A 22,536-nucleotide genomic window follows, 5' to 3' on the forward strand; every position below is an offset into this window, starting at 1 on the left:
TGCTTCGATTCACGTGTCGTCACGTCGGCTTGCACGAAGAACACCTCGGTTCCGACCGGTTGTGCACCTCGCACGGGATTGCGATAGGGTGCGATTAGATAGCCGGGCAAATTTGGCTGTCAACGATCCTCTCGGAGGAGGGATCGCGGTCGGGGGCAACGTCATGTGGCAAAAGCTATCCTTGCGCGCACGGATCAACCTGCTGTTGGCGCTGATATTGGCGCTTGGATTGAGCATCAATATCGCGCGCCTGGTGCTGGAGGCGGGACCTCGCGTACAGGCAGAAGACCAAAGTGTTATCAGGCTGGCGCGCGAGTTTGTTACGACCATCGTGGCTGGTCTCGACGAGGCGCCGGATCCGGATGCGCGGCTCGACCGGATCGTGCAGGACCTGAGCCGGCTGCGTCACGTCAGCATCACGCGGCAGGATGACGCGACCGCAAAGTCTCCCGAGCGAGCTGAGGAGCCCACCGATCCGCGCGCTCCGCCGGAGTGGTTCGTCGCGCTGGTTCATCCCGAGCAGACCTCGGTGCGGGTGCCGATCTCGGTCCACGGCAAGCCGCAATCGCTTGTCATCACCTCGCATCCCGACGACGAAATCGCCGAGATCTGGGACGGCATCGTCACCCAGCTCGAAGTCGGCTCCGCGATCGCGCTCGCGCTTTTCTTGGTCACCATGCTTGTTGTCGGCCGTGCATTGGCGCCGTTGGAGGCATTGTCGCAGGCCATGATCGGCATCGAGGCCGGGGATTACGACGCGCGGGTCGAGCCCGGCGGCTCGCCTGAATTGGCGGCGATATGTGCCAAACTGAACCATTTGGCGGCGACGCTCGGCGAGGCCGTGGACAGCAAACGGCAGCTCGCCGAACGTGCCGTCTCGCTGCAGGATTCCGAGCGCAAGGAGATCGCGCGCGAGCTGCACGATGAGTTCGGGCCCTATCTGTTTGCGCTGCGCGCACATGCCGGCGCGCTGACCCGACTGTCGGAGGTGGACAAGGCTGACCCTGCGGCATTGCGCAAGCACGGCAACGCCATCCTCGAGCAGGTCAATGCGCTCCAGCAGTTTACCCGCCGCATCCTGGAGCGATTGCGGCCGGTAGGGTTGGCCGAGCTCGGGCTTGCGGAAGCGCTTGGCGCGCTGGTGCGGTTGTGGAGCGAGACGCACCCGGAGGTGGAGATCGACAGCCGAATTTCGCCTGATCTCGGTGATACCGGCGAGATGGCCGATCTGACGATCTATCGCATCGTTCAGGAAGCCCTCACCAACGTGTTCCGTCACGCCGGCGCGACGGCGGTCGATATCACGATCGAGCCCGCGGAGCGGCAGACCGGCCTGCGCGGCAGCCGCGGCTGCGCGCTGGTGCGGGTTCGCGACAATGGCCGCGGGCTGCTAAGGGATCACAGGCTTGGGCGCGGTTTGACCGGCATGCAGGAACGGATCCTCGCGCTCGGCGGCTCGCTCAAGATCAACTCCACCGATGATGGCGTGACGGTCGAAGCGCTGGTGCCGAAGGCTGCTACCGCGGCCAGTATTTGAAAGCGGCCCACGCCAGTGCCAATGCGCCGGCGATCCAGAGCACGATGATTGCGATCATTCCCGCCCGACTGGTCGGGCGCTGCAATACCGCGCTGGCATTGGCGCGGCATTCCGCCATCACGTCATCTGGAATGAGCGAGATGGCAAGCCAGATGCCAAACGGCAGCAGGATCAGATCGTCGAGATAGCCGATGATCGGGATGAAATCCGGAATTAGGTCGATCGGCGAGAGCGCATAGGCTGCGATGGCGATCGCGAGGGCCTTTGCGTACCACGGTACGCGCGGGTCACGCGATGCGAAATAGAGCGCAACGCTGTCGCGTTTGAGGTTGCGCGCCCAAGCCTTGATTGAGGAGAAAGCTTTGATCGAGGAGAGTTTGAGGGCGGACAGCATGGCGTGACGCCTGCACGCCGGGCAGCAGCACTATTCCAGCACCACATCCGCCGGCAGGCCGCCGTGCAGACCCTTGTGGACCGAGGAGGGCGCGATGCCGAAATACTTTCGGAACACGCGGCTGAAATGCGAGGAACTCGAAAAGCCCCAGGAGAATGCGACGTCGGTGATGGTCTTGCCGTTCTGGGATTCCAGCTCCTGACGGCAGTTCTGCAACCGGGCCTTCCAGATGTAATCGCTGACCGTCATGCCGCGATCGCTGAACAGCATGTGCAGATACCGTTTGGAGCAGCCGAGCGCCGCGGAAATGCGGTCGATGCACAGATCTGGATCGCGCAGATGCTCGCGGATGAAGCCCTGGGCCCGCACATAGGTGGCCTCGGCACTGCCGCGGTCGAACATGGCGCCGGTCTCGCGCAGCGGCAACAGCAGCAGGTCGATCAGCGCATCGGCGACGCCGACCGCATTCACCGGGGTCAGCGTCGGCGCCTCGCCGAACGCGGCATGGACGAAATCATAGGCGATGCGGCCGGTGCCGTTGCGCGCCGAGAGCTTGCACGGCGCCATCTTGGAGAGCTGGAAGCCGCGCTCCTTGAGCAGGTCCTTTGGAACGATGACGACCTCATGGCGCGTCAGGGACGGGCTGATGATGGTATGCGGACAGGACACGTCGTAGGCGAAGCAGTCGCCCGGCATGATGTCGAAGTGCAAGCCGTCCTGCTCGAAATGCGACACGCCGTGGGTCTGGAAGACGATCTTGATGTAGGGATGCTCGCTCAGCTTGATGCGCGAGATGGTATGCGCGATCCGGTGCTGGCTTGCCTCGATCTGGCACAGCTTCAAGCGCGAGACCGTCGTGAAATTGATCCGGCCCTCGAGCGAGGACCCCTCGAGCGCGTCGACGTCGAACTGACCGCAGAGGTCAGTGAGCGCATCCGACCAGCGCTGGATCTGCCGCTTGGGCGTCAATCCGTTCGTGCTGAGTGAATGGACTGTATCGGACATCTTTCCAGCCACCGATTCGATCCCCAACGTGACCGCCAACCGCGTTTGAGTCTGGCCCGGATGATGCGCCTTCTCCCTGATTCTGAATAGTTTAGGGAGGCGGCGGGATTTCTTCCCGGTTACGGCCGGGCGATCCTCCGACTTAGTTCTGGACTCGTCAAGCGCAACCTTAGCACGCGTCGATCTGGCGCTCGAATTGCAGCGGCCCGCATTGATGCCCTGCAACATGAAGCAACCTGTCCTGCCAATTCGGGGCGGGCCTGCAAAAATCTGTCGCAGCTTCGCTTTTGAGCAAACGGCTCTTCTCTATTGGGCAAGTCAGCAGGGCTCGATCGGACTACGACTGGGGAACCAAAATGGAAGAAGTGGGGCCGTTTCGGCGGAAACCCTTGAGCTCTTGAACCTGGGAGGAAATCCACGATGCGCAAGATGCTTTACGCGACCGGTCTTGGGGCAATGGCGGTGTTTGCCGTCGGTGCTGCCAGCGCCAATGACGAACTCCACAAGATGTCGCAGAACCCGAAGGACTGGGTGATGCCGACCGGCGACTACACCAATCAGCGTTACTCGAAGCTGAATCAGATCAACGCCTCGAACGTCGGAAAGTTGCAGGTCGCCTGGACGTTTTCGACCGGCGTGCTGCGCGGCCACGAAGGCGGCCCGCTGATCATCGGCAACATGATGTACGTGCATACCCCGTTCCCCAACAAGGTCTACGCTATTGACCTTTCGAAGGACAACCAGATCGTCTGGAAATACGAGCCGAAGCAGGATCCGAACGTCATTCCGGTGATGTGCTGCGACACGGTCAATCGCGGCGTCGCCTATGGTGACGGCAAGATCTTCCTGCACCAGGCCGACACCACACTGGTCGCGCTCGATGCCAAGACCGGCAAGGTCGAATGGTCGGTGAAGAACGGCGATCCCAGCAAGGGTTCGACCGGCACCTCGGCACCGATGGTGATCAAGGACAAGGTGCTGATCGGCATCTCCGGCGGCGAGTTCGGCGTTCAGGCCCACATGAGCGCCTACGACATCAAGACCGGCAAGCTGGTCTGGCGCGGATTCTCGGAAGGTCCGGATGACCAGATCCTGGTCGACGACAAGACCACGGAACTCGGCAAGCCGGTCGGCAAGGACTCGAGCCTGAAGACGTGGCAAGGCGATCAGTGGAAGATCGGCGGCGGCGCGACCTGGGGCTGGATCTCGTACGATCCCGAACTTAACCTCGTCTACTACGGATCGGGCAACCCCTCGACCTGGAATCCGAAGCAGCGTCCCGGCGACAACAAGTGGTCGATGACGATCTGGGCGCGCAACCCGGATACCGGCGTTGCCAAGTGGGTCTATCAGATGACGCCCCACGACGAATGGGACTATGACGGCGTCAATGAGATGATCCTCTCGGATCAGTCGATCGACGGCAAGGCGCGCAAGCTGCTGACGCACTTCGATCGTAACGGCCTCGGTTATACGCTCGATCGCGCCACCGGCGAACTGCTGGTCGCCGACAAGTATGATCCGAAGGTGAACTGGACCTCCGGCGTCGACATGAACAAGAGCTCGCCGACCTATGGTCGTCCGAAGGTTCTCGACGCAGCGTCGACCGACAAGGCCGGCGAGGACCACAACGTCAAGGGCATCTGCCCGGCGGCGCTGGGTTCGAAGGACGAGCAGCCGGCAGCCTACTCGCCGGACACGCAACTGTTCTACGTGCCGACCAACCACGTCTGCATGGACTACGAGCCGTTCAAGGTGAGCTACACCGCAGGTCAGCCCTATGTCGGCGCGACGCTGTCGATGTATCCGCCTCCCGGTGAGACCAACATGGGCAACTTCATCGCCTGGGACGGCAAGACCGGCAAGATCGTCTGGTCGAACAAGGAGCAGTTCTCGGTCTGGTCCGGTGCGCTCGCGACCGGCGGCGGCGTTGTGTTCTACGGCACGCTGGAAGGCTATCTGAAGGCAGTCGACGCCAAGACGGGCAAGGAGCTCTACAAGTTTAAGACCCCGTCCGGCATCATCGGCAACGTCACCACCTATGAGAACAACGGCAAGCAGTACGTCGCCGTTCTGTCGGGTGTTGGCGGTTGGGCAGGCATCGGCCTCGCGGCCGGTCTGACCGATCCGACGGCCGGTCTCGGTGCAGTCGGCGGCTATGCGGCGCTGAGCAACTACACCGCGCTCGGCGGAACGCTCACCGTGTTCTCGCTGCCGCAGCAGTGAGCTGAGCAACCCTCGTTCCGGCGCATGGGGCGATCTCCATGCGCCGGTCCGTTGTCAATCCGCACGCGAGGATATGCTTTTGCGTAAGATCTGGTTTGTGACTGCTGCGATCTTGGTCGTGGCAATGGGAGGAGTTGCCTTTGCCGAAGCTCCCGGCGACCCGACAGCGGTCAAATCCGAGGACGGCAAGTATCTCGATAAAGACGGCAACCCGACCTACAAGATTGAGGCTGACGGGACCGTGGATTGGTACACCTACTCCGGATATCGGCGCTACCATTCGGAATGCCACGTTTGCCACGGGCCGGATGGCATGGGTTCGACGTACGCGCCTGCGCTGAAGGACTCGCTGAAGAGCATGAACTATGCCGATTTTCTCGGCGTGGTCGCGAGCGGACGCAAGAACGTCTCGACGTCGCAGGAGAACGTCATGCCCGCGTTCGGCGACAATCCGAACGTTGCTTGCTACATGGACGACCTCTATGTGTACCTGCGCGCTCGTTCCAATGATGCGGTTGGGCGCGTACGGCCGGCCAAGCACGAAGACAAATCGGAAGCCTACGGCAAGGCGGAAGACGCCTGCATGGGCCACAACGACAAGAAGTGAGCGTGACCGGCGCGAATGACAAACCTGTTTGATGTTTTGTGGAGACCAAGATGAAGACCCGCGCCGCAGTCGCATTCGAAGCCAAGAAGCCGCTTGAGATCGTCGAGCTCGACCTGGAAGGCCCGAAGGCCGGCGAGGTCCTGGTCGAGATCAAGGCGACGGGCATCTGTCACACCGATGCCTATACGCTCGACGGCTTCGACAGCGAAGGCATCTTCCCCTCGATCCTCGGGCATGAAGGTGCCGGCATCGTCCGCGAAGTCGGCGCCGGTGTGACGTCGGTCAAGCCGGGCGATCACGTGATCCCGCTCTACACGCCGGAATGCCGCCAGTGCAAAAGCTGCCTGAGCCAGAAGACCAATCTCTGCACCGCGATCCGCGCCACCCAGGGCAAGGGCGTGATGCCCGACGGCACCTCGCGCTTCAGCTACAAGGGCAAGACGGTCTTCCACTACATGGGCTGCTCGACCTTCTCGAACTTCACCGTACTGCCCGAGATCGCGGTGGCCAAGATTCGCGAGGACGCGCCGTTCGACAAGAGCTGCTACATCGGCTGCGGCGTCACCACCGGCGTTGGCGCGGTGGTCAACACCGCCAAGGTGACGCCGGGCTCCAACGTCGTCGTGTTCGGTCTCGGCGGCATCGGCCTCAACGTGATCCAGGGCGCCAAGATGGTCGGCGCCGACAAGATCATCGGTGTCGACATCAATGACGCGAAGGATGCCTGGGGCCGCCAGTTCGGCATGACGCATTTCGTCAACCCGACCAAGATGCAGGGTGACATCGTCCAGCATCTGGTCGGCCTGACCGACGGCGGCGCCGACTACACCTTCGACTGCACCGGCAACACCAATGTGATGCGCCAGGCGCTGGAAGCCTGCCATCGCGGCTGGGGCGTCTCGGTCGTGATCGGCGTTGCGGAATCCGGCAAGGAGATCGCGACCCGGCCGTTCCAGCTCGTCACCGGGCGGGTCTGGAAGGGCACCGCGTTCGGCGGCGCGCGCGGTCGCACCGACGTGCCGAAGATCGTCGACTGGTACATGAACGGAAAGATCCAGATCGATCCGATGATCACCCATGTGCTCAAGCTCGACGAGATCAACAAGGGCTTCGACCTGATGCACGAGGGCAAGTCGATCCGTTCGGTCGTCGTATTCTGAAATCAAAACACCAAGCACTAGGAGGATAGACCAATGACTGTTCATATCCACCCGTCGGTCGACAATGGCGTCAAACAAGGCTCAGGCAGTTTTGCCGGCGGCACGCTCGTCTGCAAATGCGCGGACAAGAAGGTCAAGGTCGGGATCAAGGGCGATGTCGCCCACAACCATGCCTGCGGCTGCACCAAGTGCTGGAAGCCTTCGGGCGCCACCTTCTCGGTGGTCGCAGTCGTGCCGCGCGAGAACGTCACCGTGCTGGAGAACGGCGACAAGCTGAAGATCGTGGATGCCGCCGCGGTGATCCAGCGCCATGCATGCACCGGATGCGGCACCCACATGTACGGCCGGATCGAGAACAAGGGCCATCCGTTCTATGGCCTCGACTTCATCCATCCCGAGCTGTTCCAGGAGCAAGGCTCGGCGGCACCGGGATTTGCCGCCTTCGTGTCGTCGGTGATCGAGTCCGGCGTCAAGCCGGCCGATATGGCCGGGATCCGGTCGCGCCTGAAGGAGCTTGGGCTCGAGCCCTATGACTGCCTGTCGCCGGCGTTGATGGACGCGATCGCCACCCACGTCGCGAAATCCAAAGCCGCCTGATAGGGGCGGCCTGACGAGATTCGGCGCCGGCAGAGGGCCTGCCGGCGGCGGATATGCTGGTAGTACCCGTGACCTTGAACCTTGCATGCCCTGCGGGCGACCACAGGGCATGCATTTTATTTGCCGCCTTGCCCTCGTCCTCTTCCCGATCCTGACCCTGTCGCCGGCCAGTGCCGCGTCGCCGGAAGATCGCTACATCGCGACGCGTGACGCCGCGATCGCCAAATTCGCCAAGCTGTCGAACGACAACAAGATCAACGAGACCGTCGACAAGGCCGAGGCGGCCGCGCGCGACGAGCTCAAGGGGCAGCTGGTCGCGATCCTGTCCCAGCCCGCCCGGCCGGGCTTTGCGCCCGCCCAGCTCAATCTCGACACTCTATATAGGGGCGACATGGGGTTCGGCATGCTGGACGGCCTGCGCTTCGACGCCGATACCGGCAGGGACGGCGCCAAGATCGGCGAGAAGCGCGCCGACGGCAGCTTCGTCGAGCCGAAAGCCCATATCATCGTCACGTCAGAATCCCTGTTCACCCGCTGGCTGCACGAGCACAAGACCTGGTGGGACAAGGGCAGCAAGAACGTGCCGCAGCAGATCGAACCGGCGCTGAAGTTCGAGGGCCTCTATACCCAGGCGATCTCGACCGATGCGGCCGTGATCAACTTCAACGAACTGCCGGTCGCCAAGCCGGCGTCGGCCACGGTTACCTACGGTTTTCTGGCCGGCCGCACCCAGGACTCGACGCCCGAGGCCGCCGACGAGGTTTTCGTCGCAGCGCTCGCCGACGGCAAGGTCTACATCGCCTATGGCGAGATCGAGCCCACCGTGCAGGTGCCGGCCTGCACCGCGATCCGCACCGACTATAACAGGAAGGCCGATGCGGCGGCCGAGAAGCTCGAGCGCAAGCAGATCAGCAAGGCAGCCTATGACAAGCTCGGCGACCTGCATCAGCAAGGCGAGGACGCATTCAAGCGGTGCTTCGTCCAGCAGGCGCCACAGCAGCCGGCCTTCGCCGCGGCCACCAAACAGGCCCAGTCGCTTCTGGAGACGGCGATCGGCAAATAGCGTCAGCCGGTAGTTTGATCGGCTGATGTTCTGATCCTATCTTTCCCGGACAGCTCTGCACGCCGGGGAGACGCCATGAATACCGCCATCAGCCCGTTTCGTATCGCCGTCAGCGACGATGTCCTTGAGGACCTGCGCACCCGGCTACGCCGGACCCGCTGGCCGGAAGCCGAACTGGTCGACGATTGGAGCCAGGGCGCGCCGCTGCAATGGATCAAGGACGTCTGCCAGTATTGGGCCGAGACCTATGATTGGCGGCAGCGCGAGGCGCGGCTCAATCGGTTCAGCCAGTTCACCACCGAGATCGACGGGCTCGACATCCATTTCATCCATGTTCGCTCGAAGCATCCGGAGGCGCGGCCCCTGATCATCACGCATGGTTGGCCGGGATCGGTGGTCGAATTTCACAAGGTGATCGAACCGCTGACCGATCCAACGGCGCATGGCGGCAGTGCCGCGGATGCGTTCCATGTGGTGTGCCCATCATTGCCGGGCTTCGGCTTCTCGGCCAAGCCTACTGAGACAGGCTGGGGCGTCGACCGGATCGCCAGCGCCTGGGCCGTCCTGATGCAGCGGCTCGGCTACACCAGCTATTTCGCGCAAGGGGGCGATTGGGGCTCGGCGGTCACGACCGCGATCGGCGGCCAGGACGCGGCGCATTGCGGCGGCATCCACATCACGCTTGCGATGTCGACGCGGCCCAATGTCGAGGGGCAGCCGACGCCGGAGGAGACACGTGCGCTCAACGGCATCAAATATTATGCCGACTGGGATTCCGGCTATTCGAAGCAGCAGTCCACCCGGCCGCAGACGCTCGGCTATGGCCTGACGGATTCACCGAGCGGGCAGGCGGCATGGATCCTGGAGAAGTTCTGGGCCTGGACCGATTGCGACGGGCATCCGGAAAACATCCTCAGCCGCGACGAGCTGCTCGACAACGTGATGCTGTACTGGGTCACCGAGACGGCGACATCGTCAGCGCGGCTGTATTGGGAAAGCTTTGGGCCGGGCAAGCGAACCCCGCACAAGGTCAGTGTGCCGACCGGGGTTGCCGTGTTTCCCAAGGAGATCGTCACGCCGGTCCGCAAATGGATGGAGACCAACTTCACCAACATCCAGCACTGGAGCGAGATGCCGAAGGGCGGGCATTTTTCGGCGTTCGAGCAGCCCGAGCTGTTCGTCGGCGAGGTGCGGGAGTTTTTCGGGAAGCTGCGTTAGCTGCGTTTGTGTCAGAATGCGCTGCGCAACGGAGGGACGTCGGCGTGCTGCTTGATCCCCGCGACGGCGACTTTGAGGACAATGCCGCCAGTCCCGAACAACGTTCGTTGTTCGCGATCGTGGGCAGCCTTCTGGTTGAGATAAGCCCGGCGAAGCTGCTATTCGCCTGGACGGTTTCCCTTCTGCTTCCCGGCCTGCTGCTCGGCCTTGCGCCGCTGGTCGCGTCCGCCTGGATCTCGAGCCTTTCGCAACACGTTCTGGCGTTGTCCGAAGTGGGGGCAGTGCTGGCGTTGGTCGTGATCGCGGCGTTAGGGTGGCTCGGCGGGCGACCGCTGTTTCAAATCGCAGAAACAAACTTCTGGTCGTTGAATGCGCTCGCGGTGCAACCGAGCTACACCTTCACGCGCGAGGCGCTGGGCCATCTGGCGGAACTGCTCTGGCGAACCGGCGCAACTCCTGCTTCTCGCATAAGGCTGCGCCGCATTTGCTCAATCGGCGCCGGCATGCTGCTCTCCGCAGGTGCGGCATTGCTCGCGGTCCTGGCCTGGCCTGCTTCGCAATGGACTGCGACCGTCAATGACCTCGTTCTGATCCATCGTCTTGTAGTGCCGACGTTCGCGAACGCCGTGGTGCTGGTGTCCGGCTATCTTGCAGTCGCATCACTGGCCTGGAGTGTGGCCGACGCCAGCATGGATCAACCGGCCGACCTTGCTGCCTTCGACGGGACGCCGCCCGGAGGCCGCTGCTGGCGCCTCGCGCATTTGTCTGACCTTCACGTGGTCGGCGAGCGATACGGCTTCCGCATCGAAAGCGGGACGGCCGGTCCGCGGGGAAACCGACGCTTCCATCGCGTGCTGGCTCGCCTCGCGGAAATCCACGCCGTCGATCCGCTCGACCATGTGCTGATCAGCGGCGATATGACGGATGCCGGCCGGACCGGCGAATGGGCGGAATTTCTCGATGCATTGGCGGGGCATCCTGAGCTTGCAGCACGCATCATCATGCTGCCGGGCAATCATGACGTTAACGTCGTGGACCGCGCCAATCCCGCGCGCCTCGACCTGCCGTTCAGCCCAGGCAAGCGGCTACGGCAGATGCGCACCCTGTCGGCGATTGCGGCCGTTCAGGGCGATCGCGTGCGCGTCATCGACGGTTCCGGCAAACCATCGGCTACGCTGAACCAGGCGCTGGAACCTTACCAGGACCGGATAACGCAATTTGCGCAGCACGGAGGTGTGCGACGTGCAATGGCGGTCCGCGGCTTGTTCGACGACCAATTCCCAATGGTCCTGCCGCCGGACCAGGATGGCGGCCTCGGGATCGCCATTCTCAACTCCAACGCAGAAACCCACTTTTCCTTCACCAACGCGCTCGGTTTGGTTTCGGAAGCCCAAACACGGCGATTGGAGGCCGCAATCCGTCATCTCCCGACGTCATGCTGGATTATCGCGCTGCATCATCACCTGATGGAGTATCCGATGCCGGTCAAGACGTTTGCCGAACGCATCGGGACGGCCCTGATCAACGGCAGTTGGTTTGTACGCAGGTTGCAAAAGTTCTCCGATCGCTCGGTCGTGATGCACGGTCACCGGCATATCGATTGGATCGGTACATGCGGTGCGTCGAAGATCGTCTCTGCCCCGTCGCCGGTGATGGGGGCGGCCGATGACGCCGTCACTTATTTCTATATCCACAGAATGGTGGTCGGGCCGGACCGGAAGCTCCGCCTCGCCGAGCCCGAGCGGGTGGAAATTGCCGGAAGCTAAAGCGCGATGATATTTGGTTGAATCGTCATCGCGTTTTAGCTCTTTGTTTGAGCATGATCTTTTCGGAAAGCCGCTTCGCACTTTTCCGGATCATGCTTTAGGACGTTTCCGGCCTGTCTTCGTGCGTTCCGCCGAACAAATCAGCGATCCATGCAGCCGACGGACTCTCGGCGCAGAAGGTCAGAATGGCGAGCGTGATTGGCACGCCGATGAAAGTCCCGAACAGGCCCCAAAGCGAGCTCCAGAAGAAGATCGCAAACAGCACCAGGAATGGCGAGATCGACAACGTCGAGCCAGCCACCCGCGGTTCGATATAGCTGCCTACCACGAACTGGATGACGTTGAGACAGGCGAATACGCCAAACACCGCGGGCCAACTGTCGAACTGCGTCATGGCCAGCAGCGTGGGGAACAGTGTCGCGATGAAAGGGCCGATGAAAGGAATGTAGTTGAGGACAAAGGCGATGACGCCCCATTCGAACGCGAATGGCAGTCCGGTCACGGCGGCAAACAGGCCGACCAGGAGACCCGTGACCGCGCTCATCTGCGTCCGCACCAGCATATATTTACGAAACTTGGCGGCCGTAGCCTTGCTGCCCTCGAGCAAGACGCGCGCGGCTGTGCGATTCTCCAGTCGCTGGATGCGTCGACCAGCGTCTTCGACCTCGAGGAGTCCCAGCACGACATAGACCAGCACGATGAGCCAGAAACTCAACGTGGTGTTGACACGGCCGGTGACGTATTGCGTGACGCGCAGCAGCCAGCCGACATTGAAATGCTCCGCCCAAAGGCCTGCGAACGAGATGCCGTGGCCGTCCAGCCATATCACCGCGGCGTCGTAGAAGGCTTGATATCGCACCGCATCCGCAATCAGGGAGCGCCCGACACGGCTGAATCCCCACGCCGCGAGCGAGGCAAACGCGACGCAGGCAGTGGTCGTAACGACGACGGTGATGGCAAGCGCGAGGAGTTTCGGCAGCCACGACTGTAGCCGCTTCTGAACGGGCCAGACGATCGCAATGATGAACAGGGCGGCCGCAAGCGGGGCCAGCACGCTGCGCGCCTGAGCCACCGCCGCAGTGACCAGTACCGCGGCAATGATGCCGGTCGTGATCTTCAACCCGCCCGTCGCCATCCGGCAACCTTAGTGGAAAACGCGTCCCGCAGGCAAATCGAGGCTCGGGCGCGCCATTCAGCTTGGAAGCCGACCGGCAATCTCGTCCGCCCGCCAACATCGCACCGCGTGCCCGTCCGGACGCGTCTCGAGCGAAGGCCCGGGTTCGCGATGACACGCTGTTTCGGCGTAACGACAGCGCGGACTGAATGCGCATCCGTCCGGCGGATCAAGCGGATTGGGAAGCTCGCCCCTCGCCGTCGCCAACGGTGCGCGGCGCAGCGGATCGGGAATCGCAGCGATCAGGGTTTGCGTATAGGGGTGCGCCGGCCGTTCGAAGATGTCGCGCCAGCCGCCCGTCTCCACGATGCGGCCGAGATACATCACCGCGACCCTGTCGCTCATGTGCTCGACCACGCCGAGGTCGTGGCTGATCATGATGTAGGACAGGCCGAGGCTTTCCTTCAGCTCCAGCAGCAGGTTGATGATCTGGGCACGGATCGAGACATCGAGCGCTGAGACCGGTTCGTCGCAGATGACGATCTTCGGATTGAGGATCAGCGCGCGGGCGATGCCGATGCGCTGGCGCTGACCGCCCGAGAATTCATGCGGGTAGCGGCCGGCCTGCTCGGGCCGCAGGCCGACATGCCTGAGCATCTCGGCAACGCGCCCGTCGATCTCGCTTTGGGCCGTCACGCCGTGCAGGCGCAGCGGATCTTCAAGCGTACGGCGAACCGTCTGGCGCGGATTGAGCGAAGCGTAGGGATCCTGGAACACCATCTGGGCGATACGGGCCAATCGCTTTCGATCGACCGATTGCTGTTCCGTCACGACGTGGCCGTCCAGCACGATCCGGCCGCGCGTCGGTGTCAGAAGCCCAAGCAGCGAAAGGGCGACGGTGGACTTGCCGCAGCCGGATTCGCCGACGAGACCGAGGCACTCGCCGCGCTTGAGCTCGAGATCGATGCCGTCGACCGCGCGCAGCAGCCGCCGGCCGCTGCCGAGCAGGCCGCCGCCAAGCGGAAAATGAACCGCGAGATCCTCAACGCTGAGGATGACGTCGTCGCCGGGATTCGCCGTGGGTTCAGGCATGATGGTGGCACCTGACGAGCCCGCCAGCATCCAGCCATGTCGTCTCGGGCACGGTGGTCCGGCAGATCTCGGTGGCCAGCGCGCAGCGCGGATTGAAGCGGCAACCGGCCGGGAAGTCCGCGATCGCCGGTACGACGCCGGCGATTTCCCTGAGCCGCGCCCGGCCAAGTGCCGCGCGGCTTCCCAGCCGCGGCAGCGAGTCGACCAGGCCTTGGGTGTAGGGATGCGCGCCGGCGCGGAAGATGTCGTCCGAGCGGCGTTCCTCGACAATGCGACCGGCATACATCACGCCGACGCGGCGGCAGACATTGGCGACCAGGCCGAGATCATGGCTGATCATCAGGATCGCGGTGCCCCGCTCGGCGCACAGATTGCGCATCAGCTCGATGATCTCGGCCTGCACCGTCACGTCGAGTGCGGTGGTCGGCTCGTCGGCGATCAGAAGATCCGGATCGCAGGCAAGGGCGATGGCGATCATGACGCGCTGGCGCATGCCGCCGGAAAGCTGGTGCGGGTAATCCTTCACCCGCCGCTCCGGCGCGGGGACGCGGACATTCGCCAGCGCCTCGACCGCGAGCTGGTTGGCCTCGCGCCAGCTCTTGCCCTTGTGCAGCACGAACATTTCCGCGATCTGCCGGCCGACCGGCGAGACCGGATTGAGCGCGGTCATCGGCTCCTGGAAGATCATCGCGATGCGGTTGCCGCGCAGTGCGCGCTGTTCGGCCGCGGACAGTCCCTGGATTTCGCGGCCCTCGAAGCGGATGGCGCCGGCGGCGATCGAGAGCGGCCGGCGCAGCAGGCCGATCAGGGCAAGCGCCGTAATGCTCTTGCCGCAGCCGGACTCGCCGACCAGGCCGAATGTCTCGCCGCGATCGATGCGGAACGAAACGCCCTCGACCGCTGCGACATGGCTGCCGCCGTCAGCGAGATCGATGCGCAGGTCCTGGACTTCGATCAGCGGAGCCGTGGTCATGCACGCCGGCTCCGCGACTGGGGATCGAGCACGTCACGCAAGCCGTCGCCAAGCAAATTGAGGCCGAGCACCGTCAGGAAGATCGCAAGCCCGGGGAAGACCGACAGCCAGGGCGCCGTGGTGATCTGGTCGCGGGCCTCCGACAGCATGCTGCCCCAGCTTGGATAGGGCGGACGGATGCCGAGGCCGAGGAACGAGAGCGAGGCTTCGGCCAGCACGGCGCCACCCATGCCGAGCGTGCCGATGACGATGATGGGACCGACCATGTTCGGCAGCAGCTGCGTGATCATGATGCGCAAATCTCCATAGCCGAGCACTCTTGCTGCCTGCACATAGCCCTGGCTCTTGAGCGACAGTGTCGAGGCCCGTGCGATCCGGCAGGTGAAAGACCAGTTGGTCAAGCCGAGCGCGATCAGGAGGCTGGTCAGGCCGGGTCCGAGCACCGCCATGATGGCGAGTGCGAAGATCAGCGACGGGATCGCCAGCATGACATTGGTCAGCCCGTTGACGAAATCGTCCCACCAGCCGCCCCAATAGCCTGCGGTCAGACCGAGCGTCACGCCGATGATGCTGTTGACGAGCTGCGAGACGATGCCGACCGTCAGCGAGATGCGGGCGCCGTGCACGACGCGGGAATAGATGTCCCGCCCCTGCGCATCGGTGCCGAACCACCAGATCCAGCTCGGCGGTTCCTCCGCGTTCATGAGATTGGCGCCCATGACCGGATCGGTATGTGCCAGCCAGGGCGCGAACAGGCCGACGAAGACCGCCAGCGCGAACAGCACCCCGCCGATGATCGCGCTGGTTCCAAGCTTCATCGCGGCCGCTCCGCGGTGGCGGCCTGCACGGCCGATCGTGCACGGGCACAATGAAACCGGCTGCCGCTCATGCGTATCGGATCCTGGGATCGATCACGCCGTAGAGCAGGTCAACCAGCGTGTTGACGGCGAGAAAGAACAGCACCACCACGAGAATGGTGCCCTGTACGGTAGGAATGTCACGCTGCAGCACGCTGTCGACCAGCAACGAGCCGATGCCCGGCCAGGAAAACAATTTCTCGACGACCACCGCCTGGCCCATCACCACCCCGAATTGCAGGCCGATCGCCGTCAGAATGATGACGAGGGCGTTGCGCATCACGTGCCAGGTCACGACCCGGGTCTCGCTCATGCCCTTCGAGCGCGCGGTGCGGACAAAATCCGCAGTCATGATCTCGAGCACCGCGGCACGGGTCGTTCGCGCCAGCAGCGCCATCGGCGAGACGCCGAGGGTCACGGCAGGCAGCAGCAGAAATTTGAGCCCGCCATCGCCATAGCCGAAGCTCGGCAGCCAGCCGAGCTTCAATGCGAACAGATACATCAGCAATAACCCGAGCCAGAATTTGGCCATCGAGAGGCCGGACACCGCCAGCACCATCGAGAGCGTGTCGACGAGGCTGCCTGGCTTCAGCGCCGCGATGAAGCCGAGCGGTACGCCGACCACAACGGCGAATGCCAGGGCTGCGAATATCAGTTGCAGCGTCGGCCACATCCGTTTGGCGATCATGATCGTGACCGGCTCGCGGGTCCGGAACGAGGTCCCGAAATCACCGGTCGCGAGCTTGGCGATATAGGCGCCGAAACGCACGTAAACGGGATCGTCGAGGCCGAGCTGTTTCTTCATGCGTTCCACGACTTGCGGGTCCGTCGGACCTCGACCATCGTCGCCCATGCTCGACACGATGCTGCCCGGAACGACGCTGAACAGCACGAAGATCAGCAGCACGACGGCCAGCACGGTCGGAATGGTTTGCAGGACCCGACGGATCGCGAACGACAGCATGGGACGCTTTCCTCACTCCCTCGATCGTTTGTCGCGATGGAGGAGCACGGCACCTGTCACTTCGCGGGTGAGGTCTCGTCGACCCAGAGGTCTTCGACGTTTTGATGGGTCAGTTCGGTTGCGTCCAGCTGAATTCCCTTGAGCCAGGGCTGCACCGCCATGACGGCCTTGTTGTAGTTGAAGAACCAGATCGGCGCTTCGTCGAAAAGCAGCGCATTGGCCTTTTGCAGCAGCTGCACGCGTTTTTCGGCGTCGTCGGTCTGCCCGGCTTCATCGATCGTCTTGTCGAACTCCGCGTTCTTGAAGTTCGCATAGTTGCAGGCCGATTGCGGCGTCGCCGAGTGGAAGCATTTCAACGCGGCCTGCGGATCCGGACCGGTCGCCTGGGAATAGATGAAGGCCTGGAAGTCGCCCTTGCGGATGACCTCCGCCAGCACCGCGGTCTCGACCTGCTTGACCTTCACCTTGATGCCCACCTTGTCCAGCATCGGGATCGCGGCTTCGACGATCGGCAGCCCCCAGCTTTCATTTTGGCTGGTGGTCCATTCGAACTCAAAGCCCGTGGGATAACCCGCATCTGCGAGCAATTGCTTCGCCTTCGCGGGATCGTAGGGGTAGGGCTTCATGGCCTTGTCGTAGGCGGGCGAGGTCAAAGGCAGCCAGCTCGTGGCGCGATAGGCCTTGCCCTTGACCAGCTTGCTGATGATCAGATTGGCATCGATCGCGTAGTTGACAGCCTGCCGAACCCGCTTGTCGGCGAACGGCTTGAACGCCGGATTCATCCCCATATAGCGCGTGAAGACCTCGGCGACCTCGACGATGGTGCCCTTGAGGTCGGGGTCGGCCTGATAGGCGACATACTGTGCCGGCCCCAGCACCGAGGTGTCGATCTCCTTGTTGCGGAAGGCGACGTCGCGGGCCGCGGCTTCGCCCATCAGCGAGATCACGAGCTTGTCGGCATAGGGCTTGCCGGGCTTGTAGAAACGGTCCCAGCGTTCCAGCACGATGCGCGATCCCGGCACGTGCTCGACAAACTTGAACGGACCAAGACCGATCGGCTTCTGGAGGAAGCTTTCCTTGCCGCCCTCGTCGGCGGGATAGATCGAGGTCAGCGCGGTGAAGAAATAGAAGGCCGGATCGACTTTCTCTGTCAGCTTCATTTCGAGGGTGAAGTCGTCGACTTTCTTCAGGCCGGAGATCTCCTTGGCCTGGCCCTTCTCGACCTCGGCCGCGCCCTCGATGATGCGGACGAAGCGGGCGCCGGGATAGGCCTTGGTGCCGTCCATGATGCGATTATAGGACCAGATGACGTCGTCCGCCGTCATCTTGCGGCCGTTGTGGAAATAGGCGTCGTCGCGCAGCTTGAAGGTGTGGACGAGGCCCCCGCCCGAGACGACGACCTCCTTGGCAAGTTCCAGGACCGGCTTGCCCTCGGTCGAGTCCCAGATGTAGAGCGATCGGTGCAGGCCCTTGGCGTAGATTTCGTCCTGCGCGCGGGGTGTCGTGTGGATGTCCATGCTGGTGAAGCTGGAGCCATAGGGCGCCGTCATGCGAATGGTGCCGCCCTTGCGCGGCGTCTCGGCCGCCGCCGTGGCGGCGAGTGCGAGACCCAGGCCGGCCGCGATCGCAATCATCTTGAACATCATGTTTCCCCAACGATGCAGAAGCATTCCGATCAGCGAGTTGACCATCGGCAGCACGTCAAGCGCAAGGTCCTCGTGTCGGGTCAATGGCGACCGGCACCAAATATTTGTGCTGCCTCGATCTGAGGGGTGGATTCATAAACGCGCAGCGCGCGGCGTGCATCCGGTCCGGGGTGGTGTCGAGCGGCGTGCAACTTTTGCTTGTATGTAAGGGATTGCGATTGAACGGATTTCAGGTTCCGTCCTGAATTCGCGAAGGCAGGGTTTTCTTCTGATGAGGCTGGTAGGTCGGGTCGGGCGAAGCGAGACCCGCGATCATGTGAATTACAGCAGTCCCCGATAGATCCCCGGCGCGGAGTCGTCGATGGCCACCGCGCCGACGGCTTTCGCATAGAAGTCCGCCGGTCCGACGCCGCCGACGATGGCGTAGCCGAAGCCCTGGTGCCTCATGTCCTCGAGACAGGCGAACAGCAGCGCCTTGCCGATCCCGTTCTGCTGCGACTTCGGTGCGACACCGGTCGGACCGAAGAAGTTGCGACAGGCCGCGTCGTAGCAGGCGAATCCCATGATCGCCTTTTGCTGGATCGCGATAAAGCAGGAAACCGGCTGGCGGCTGAACGCGACCTCGGTTTCGCTGGCCCAAGCCTCACTGAAGGTCTCCCGCACCCAGGCTGTGACCTTGTGCTTCTCGGGGGCGAGCGCACGGCGCATCACAATTCCGGCCTGCTGCAGCCGATCGTAGGCGGGCCGGGAGTCGGGCAGGGCGTAGAGCTTGACGAGCATGTCCATCCGGCGACCTTAGTTGAAGACGCGCCCCCTGGGCAAATCGCGCGAGGATAAGCTCTTGCACGCCCGCGGCTCTCTAAGTACATGTACCTCGCGTATGTGGGAAATATGCCCACAACATGGATAATCGGTTGCCGGACGTAACGGTCGCAGCGCAGAACATCAACACTGGCCAGGCGGTTGTCTTCATTGTCCCGCTCAACGGCTTCGCCGCGGCGCTGGAGCGCACCATTCAACTTGGCAGCCGACGTGCGCGCTGCGAGGCCGCAAGTGGCGTGCGATCAGCCACATCGCGGCGGAACTCGGAAGGCGGCCTGCACCGCCCGGCATAAGCTCGGGCGCGAGGCGCCGTGCTCGCCCCGCGCCTCGCGCGGGTCGCCGTGCAATGGAGATCCGAGCACCTCGACGGTCGCGGTGGCTCCCGCAACGAGCTGGCTTCGCGCGGCGGGATCGAGCGCGATCCGGACCGGAACGCGTTGCGCCAACCGCACCCAGTTGAAGGTGGGATTGACGTTGGCCAACAAGGTCGCGCCGGCGCTGCGATCGCGATCCTCGATGCCGGCCGCGACGCTGTCTACCCTCCCGTGCAGCACGTGGTCACTACCCAGCAGTCGAACACTGACGGCGTCGCCGAGATGGATGCGTGGCAGCTTGATCTCCTCGAAATAGCCCTCGACGCGCAGCGTGTCGGAATCGAGCAGCGCCATGACGCCCTTGCCGGTGGTGAGATAGGTCCCCGGACGCAGCTCGTTGTTGGTGACGACGCCGCTGACGGCGGCACGCACCTCGCTGCGCTCGAGATTGAGCTTGGCCAGATCGAGGTCGGCGACGGCCCGGTCATGGGCGGCTTGCGCCTCGCCCTGGGCGGCGATCACTTGATCCAGGCGTTGCTTGGAAACGACCACGTCGGGCGTCAGCGCGCTGTAGCGCTTCAGGTCCGCGTTGGCCTCATCGAGTTGGGCGCCCTTGCCCAGCAGCACCGCCTCGGCCTGCTTCAGTGCGATCTCGTAACGCGCTCGGTCGATCCGGAACAGCACGTCGCCGCGCTGGACCGGTTGGTTGTCCTTGACGAGCACGTCGGTGACGAAGCCGGATACGTCGGGGGCAACCGGAACGACGTCAGCCCGCACATGGCCGTCGCGCGTCCAGGGCTCGTTCATGTAGTAATCCCAGAGCTTGTAGCCGGCCCAGACCGCGACCAGAACCACGAGTGTGGTGGGTGAGACGCGACGCAGCGCGTTGAGAACGGATTTCATGAGATCAACTCCCTGGAGATGAAGATCAGGCCGGCGACCAGACAGACGTAAAGCGCGAAATTGAACAGCGCGCCGTGCCAGACGTGGCGATAGAGACCAGCCTGTGCGAACAGTGTGCTCGCCACGCGCGTGAGCATGTATGCGACGACGCCCCACAGCAGGAAGCTTGGAACGATCACGCCAAACAGGTCGAACTCGTATCTCATGCCGCGATACCCTCTTGATTTGACAAGCGCGGCTGATAGGACCTGGCGCCGGGAAACAAGCCGGCGCGGATTCCGGCAAGGCCGATCAGCGCGTCGTTACGACTCTTGCTCGCGGGCTCCCGCAACGTCGACGCGATCGCGTTGTCGAGCCGGCCGACCAGCTCATCCGGCAGCCGCCCGGCCGTGTGGTTCCGGGCAGCCGATGCAAGACGGTCGAACAGCGCGTCGATGCCGGCGACGGCAGCGCGTGACAGACCGAGGCTCGCGTGCCTGACGTCGATGACGTTCAGCGCCGTCCGCAACTGCAGAAGGTTGGCGGCGTCACTCTGCGCCTCTGCCGGCACCACGGCGATACGAGCCGCAAGCAGGGCGAGACGATGCTGTATCAGACCGCCGATCACGGCGCGATCGCGCGGCGCGCTGCGCGCGGCCACGGCAGCAAGCGTGCGCCAGTTGCTTCGCACCAGGCGGCTCGCGATCCAAGCCGCGCCCAGCGTGCGAACGATGCCGCACGTCGCGGCCGTGAGCGCGACGCCCACCACGAGCGACAGGCTGGCGTTGGCGAACGAGCCGAAATCAGCCGAGTAGGATGACTGCAATGCAAGCTGCACCGACGTGAAGATGGCAAGCCAGGAGCCAGCGGACCCGGTCGCCGGCCGCGCCGTCATCCAGCCGAACAGCAGGAAGGTCGGCGCGAGTGCGACGACCAGCAGCTCGAACGTGGTGACGCGCGGCAGAATGCCAAATGCATATATGCCGGTGACGGCGATGACGACCAGGATCACGCCGAAGAACCTGCGAAAAGCCGGCAACGGATCGTCCAGGCCGGCGAGAAACGACCCTACGAGGGCTGCAAACAGAGCCGCCGATGCGCCATCGGTCCAGCCGGTCGCGATCCAGAATGTGCAGCAGGCGAGAACGGACAGCGTGGTTGCCGCGGCGGCCCATAGCGCAAGCCCGTGGTCGCGGTGCCGGGCGGCCGGTGCCGCAGGATCGAGCGTCACGGCGAGCGCAAGCGAGCCCGGATCGCGGCCATCGGCGATCGCCTCGTGCAGCAGGCGGCAATCCCGCATGAGGTCGACGAGGTTGCGCAATCGAAGGGCGAGGCCGGCCGCCGAGATATCGATCCAGCCCGCGTCGGCGCCGAGTTGTGGTGCGACGTCACCAAGTGTTGCACGCAATCCGTCGGCCTGTCGTCCGTCCTGGTCGCCGTTCGCGAGCCAGCCTGCGATCCTCTGGATGACATCGGCGATGGCCGCTGGCACACCGCCGTGAGCGTTGAGCGCGTTCCGCCGGGCCTCGATCGACGCCAGCAGCGGGTGCAGTAACAGCATCGGTTGGCGGAGCAGCTCGAGGCCGCGCGCGGTGTTCGCCGATGTCACGGTCTCGAAGCCGAGATGCCGGCTCAACTGGTCGATCTCGGCGGCGGCAGCGGCAAGCCGCATGCGTTCGCCATCGTGCTCCTGGTCGCTGCCCTGGCCGGTGAAGACGTCCACCGTGAGCCGGCGCGTGTTGGCGAGCCAGGCGTCCGCGCGCGCCGCGATCGTGTCGGCGACGGTGCTCGGCAGCACGATCCTTGATGCGATGCTCGCGCAGGCGATGCCGAGCAGGATTTCCTGCACGCGAGCGGCGACGATGTCGAATGTCGATTCGGGCGTCGAAAGGATCGGGAAGCCGAGCAGGGCGACGGTGTAGCCGGACAGCAGGAGCATGTAACTGCGCGGGGTGCCGTCGATCAGCGAGAAGTACAGGAACATGCCGACCCACAGTGCGATGGCAAGGCTGAGCAGCCCAGGTGCGTTGACGAGATTCGGGATCAGCACGATCGTCCCAGTGGCGCCGATCAGCGTTCCCAGCGCGCGGTAGACCGCCTTCGACGACGTCGCTCCTGTCAGCTGGTTGGAGGTGATGTAGACGGACGCCATCGCCCAGTAGGGGCGTGGCATGTCAAGCAGCAGCGCAATCGAGAGCGCCACCATGGCCGCGGCAAACGTCCGCACCGCGAAGACGGAAGCGGAATGCCGCGACAGAAATGAATGCGACTGGTCCATCGTAAGTCCGACAGGAATGGC

At 63.6% G+C, this 22,536-nt stretch carries 20 protein-coding genes; 8 read left to right on the forward strand and 12 right to left on the reverse strand.

The features are described 5' to 3' along the window. Positions 1-163: 163 nt before the first annotated feature. Positions 164-1,537: a histidine kinase gene (locus ACTUWL_RS26820; RefSeq protein ID WP_021078891.1), complete on the forward strand. Its 1,374-nt coding sequence runs from the start codon at positions 164-166 to the stop codon at positions 1,535-1,537. On the opposite strand, the gene ACTUWL_RS26825 is transcribed toward ACTUWL_RS26820, so the two are convergent. Further along, positions 1,518-1,931, reverse strand: a complete 414-nt coding sequence (locus tag ACTUWL_RS26825) for a YkvA family protein (protein WP_021078890.1) — start codon at positions 1,929-1,931, stop codon at positions 1,518-1,520. The two genes, ACTUWL_RS26820 and ACTUWL_RS26825, sit on opposite strands and share 20 nt — an antisense overlap. A gap of 30 nt (positions 1,932-1,961) precedes the next feature. After that, positions 1,962-2,936 carry a helix-turn-helix domain-containing protein gene (locus ACTUWL_RS26830; protein WP_035651394.1) on the reverse strand — a complete coding sequence of 325 codons (975 nt, stop codon included), beginning with the start codon at positions 2,934-2,936 and terminating at the stop codon, positions 1,962-1,964. A 420-nt stretch (positions 2,937-3,356) separates the two neighbouring features. Between ACTUWL_RS26830 and xoxF5 the strand changes: the two genes are divergently transcribed. The 7 genes from xoxF5 (at position 3,357) to ACTUWL_RS26865 (ending at position 11,573) form a co-directional block, all read left to right on the forward strand. Beyond that, complete coding sequence (xoxF5, locus tag ACTUWL_RS26835; RefSeq protein WP_021078888.1) at positions 3,357-5,162, forward strand: lanthanide-dependent methanol dehydrogenase XoxF5; 1,806 nt, start codon at positions 3,357-3,359, stop codon at positions 5,160-5,162. Positions 5,163-5,286: 124 nt separating this feature from the next. Beyond that, positions 5,287-5,769, forward strand: a complete 483-nt coding sequence (locus ACTUWL_RS26840; protein WP_035651332.1) for a c-type cytochrome, methanol metabolism-related — start codon at positions 5,287-5,289, stop codon at positions 5,767-5,769. A 50-nt stretch (positions 5,770-5,819) separates the two neighbouring features. Continuing rightward, complete coding sequence (locus ACTUWL_RS26845) at positions 5,820-6,929, forward strand: S-(hydroxymethyl)glutathione dehydrogenase/class III alcohol dehydrogenase (protein ID WP_021078886.1); 1,110 nt, start codon at positions 5,820-5,822, stop codon at positions 6,927-6,929. A gap of 33 nt (positions 6,930-6,962) precedes the next feature. Further along, entirely contained in the window at positions 6,963-7,526 is a 564-nt protein-coding gene (gfa, locus tag ACTUWL_RS26850; protein ID WP_021078885.1) for an S-(hydroxymethyl)glutathione synthase, read from the forward strand. Positions 7,527-7,635: 109 nt separating this feature from the next. Then, positions 7,636-8,589, forward strand: coding sequence for a hypothetical protein (locus ACTUWL_RS26855; protein WP_021078884.1), 954 nt, complete (start codon positions 7,636-7,638; stop codon positions 8,587-8,589). Positions 8,590-8,664: 75 nt separating this feature from the next. Continuing rightward, entirely contained in the window at positions 8,665-9,807 is a 1,143-nt protein-coding gene (locus ACTUWL_RS26860; RefSeq protein WP_021078883.1) for an epoxide hydrolase family protein, read from the forward strand. Positions 9,808-9,851: 44 nt separating this feature from the next. Continuing rightward, positions 9,852-11,573: a metallophosphoesterase family protein gene (locus tag ACTUWL_RS26865; protein ID WP_021078882.1), complete on the forward strand. Its 1,722-nt coding sequence runs from the start codon at positions 9,852-9,854 to the stop codon at positions 11,571-11,573. Between the two features lie 97 nt (positions 11,574-11,670). On the opposite strand, the gene ACTUWL_RS26870 is transcribed toward ACTUWL_RS26865, so the two are convergent. The 10 genes from ACTUWL_RS26870 to ACTUWL_RS26915 form a co-directional block, all read right to left on the reverse strand. Then, complete coding sequence (locus ACTUWL_RS26870) at positions 11,671-12,708, reverse strand: AI-2E family transporter (RefSeq protein ID WP_021078881.1); 1,038 nt, start codon at positions 12,706-12,708, stop codon at positions 11,671-11,673. 57 nt (positions 12,709-12,765) lie between these two features. Further along, complete coding sequence (locus tag ACTUWL_RS26875) at positions 12,766-13,779, reverse strand: ABC transporter ATP-binding protein (protein WP_021078880.1); 1,014 nt, start codon at positions 13,777-13,779, stop codon at positions 12,766-12,768. Then, on the reverse strand, positions 13,772-14,752 hold the full coding sequence (locus ACTUWL_RS26880; protein ID WP_106940152.1) for an ABC transporter ATP-binding protein: 981 nt from the start codon (positions 14,750-14,752) through the stop codon (positions 13,772-13,774). Before ACTUWL_RS26880 ends, ACTUWL_RS26875 begins: the two co-directional genes overlap by 8 nt. Continuing rightward, the gene (locus ACTUWL_RS26885) at positions 14,749-15,570 is read right to left on the reverse strand and encodes an ABC transporter permease (RefSeq protein ID WP_021080306.1); all 822 of its coding nucleotides are present in this window, start codon (positions 15,568-15,570) and stop codon (positions 14,749-14,751) included. Before ACTUWL_RS26885 ends, ACTUWL_RS26880 begins: the two co-directional genes overlap by 4 nt. Before the next feature lie 67 nt (positions 15,571-15,637). Beyond that, positions 15,638-16,573: an ABC transporter permease gene (locus ACTUWL_RS26890; protein WP_021080307.1), complete on the reverse strand. Its 936-nt coding sequence runs from the start codon at positions 16,571-16,573 to the stop codon at positions 15,638-15,640. Between the two features lie 56 nt (positions 16,574-16,629). Further along, positions 16,630-18,219, reverse strand: coding sequence for an ABC transporter substrate-binding protein (locus tag ACTUWL_RS26895; RefSeq protein WP_106940161.1), 1,590 nt, complete (start codon positions 18,217-18,219; stop codon positions 16,630-16,632). Between the two features lie 321 nt (positions 18,220-18,540). Further along, on the reverse strand, positions 18,541-19,005 hold the full coding sequence (locus ACTUWL_RS26900) for a GNAT family N-acetyltransferase (RefSeq protein WP_021080309.1): 465 nt from the start codon (positions 19,003-19,005) through the stop codon (positions 18,541-18,543). A 278-nt stretch (positions 19,006-19,283) separates the two neighbouring features. Continuing rightward, positions 19,284-20,258, reverse strand: a complete 975-nt coding sequence (locus ACTUWL_RS26905; RefSeq protein ID WP_021080310.1) for an efflux RND transporter periplasmic adaptor subunit — start codon at positions 20,256-20,258, stop codon at positions 19,284-19,286. Continuing rightward, entirely contained in the window at positions 20,255-20,464 is a 210-nt protein-coding gene (locus ACTUWL_RS26910; protein ID WP_021080311.1) for a DUF1656 domain-containing protein, read from the reverse strand. The genes ACTUWL_RS26905 and ACTUWL_RS26910 overlap by 4 nt, the downstream gene beginning before the upstream one ends. Next, on the reverse strand, positions 20,461-22,515 hold the full coding sequence (locus ACTUWL_RS26915; RefSeq protein ID WP_021080312.1) for an FUSC family protein: 2,055 nt from the start codon (positions 22,513-22,515) through the stop codon (positions 20,461-20,463). Before ACTUWL_RS26915 ends, ACTUWL_RS26910 begins: the two co-directional genes overlap by 4 nt. Between the last annotated feature and the right edge of the window lie 21 nt (positions 22,516-22,536).

The sequence above is a fragment of the Bradyrhizobium sp. WCU1 genome (assembly GCF_053474805.1).

Coding starts and splice junctions, on each gene's coding strand:
- ACTUWL_RS26820 (WP_021078891.1), top strand. CDS start 164: ATGTGGCAAAAGCTATCCTTGCGCGCACGGATCAACCTGCTGTTGGCG.
- ACTUWL_RS26825 (WP_021078890.1), bottom strand. CDS start 1,931: ATGCTGTCCGCCCTCAAACTCTCCTCGATCAAAGCTTTCTCCTCAATC.
- ACTUWL_RS26830 (WP_035651394.1), bottom strand. CDS start 2,936: ATGTCCGATACAGTCCATTCACTCAGCACGAACGGATTGACGCCCAAG.
- xoxF5 (WP_021078888.1), top strand. CDS start 3,357: ATGCGCAAGATGCTTTACGCGACCGGTCTTGGGGCAATGGCGGTGTTT.
- ACTUWL_RS26840 (WP_035651332.1), top strand. CDS start 5,287: ATGGGAGGAGTTGCCTTTGCCGAAGCTCCCGGCGACCCGACAGCGGTC.
- ACTUWL_RS26845 (WP_021078886.1), top strand. CDS start 5,820: ATGAAGACCCGCGCCGCAGTCGCATTCGAAGCCAAGAAGCCGCTTGAG.
- gfa (WP_021078885.1), top strand. CDS start 6,963: ATGACTGTTCATATCCACCCGTCGGTCGACAATGGCGTCAAACAAGGC.
- ACTUWL_RS26855 (WP_021078884.1), top strand. CDS start 7,636: ATGCATTTTATTTGCCGCCTTGCCCTCGTCCTCTTCCCGATCCTGACC.
- ACTUWL_RS26860 (WP_021078883.1), top strand. CDS start 8,665: ATGAATACCGCCATCAGCCCGTTTCGTATCGCCGTCAGCGACGATGTC.
- ACTUWL_RS26870 (WP_021078881.1), bottom strand. CDS start 12,708: ATGGCGACGGGCGGGTTGAAGATCACGACCGGCATCATTGCCGCGGTA.
- ACTUWL_RS26875 (WP_021078880.1), bottom strand. CDS start 13,779: ATGCCTGAACCCACGGCGAATCCCGGCGACGACGTCATCCTCAGCGTT.
- ACTUWL_RS26880 (WP_106940152.1), bottom strand. CDS start 14,752: ATGACCACGGCTCCGCTGATCGAAGTCCAGGACCTGCGCATCGATCTC.
- ACTUWL_RS26885 (WP_021080306.1), bottom strand. CDS start 15,570: ATGAAGCTTGGAACCAGCGCGATCATCGGCGGGGTGCTGTTCGCGCTG.
- ACTUWL_RS26890 (WP_021080307.1), bottom strand. CDS start 16,573: ATGCTGTCGTTCGCGATCCGTCGGGTCCTGCAAACCATTCCGACCGTG.
- ACTUWL_RS26895 (WP_106940161.1), bottom strand. CDS start 18,219: ATGATGTTCAAGATGATTGCGATCGCGGCCGGCCTGGGTCTCGCACTC.
- ACTUWL_RS26900 (WP_021080309.1), bottom strand. CDS start 19,005: ATGGACATGCTCGTCAAGCTCTACGCCCTGCCCGACTCCCGGCCCGCC.
- ACTUWL_RS26905 (WP_021080310.1), bottom strand. CDS start 20,258: ATGAAATCCGTTCTCAACGCGCTGCGTCGCGTCTCACCCACCACACTC.
- ACTUWL_RS26910 (WP_021080311.1), bottom strand. CDS start 20,464: ATGAGATACGAGTTCGACCTGTTTGGCGTGATCGTTCCAAGCTTCCTG.
- ACTUWL_RS26915 (WP_021080312.1), bottom strand. CDS start 22,515: ATGGACCAGTCGCATTCATTTCTGTCGCGGCATTCCGCTTCCGTCTTC.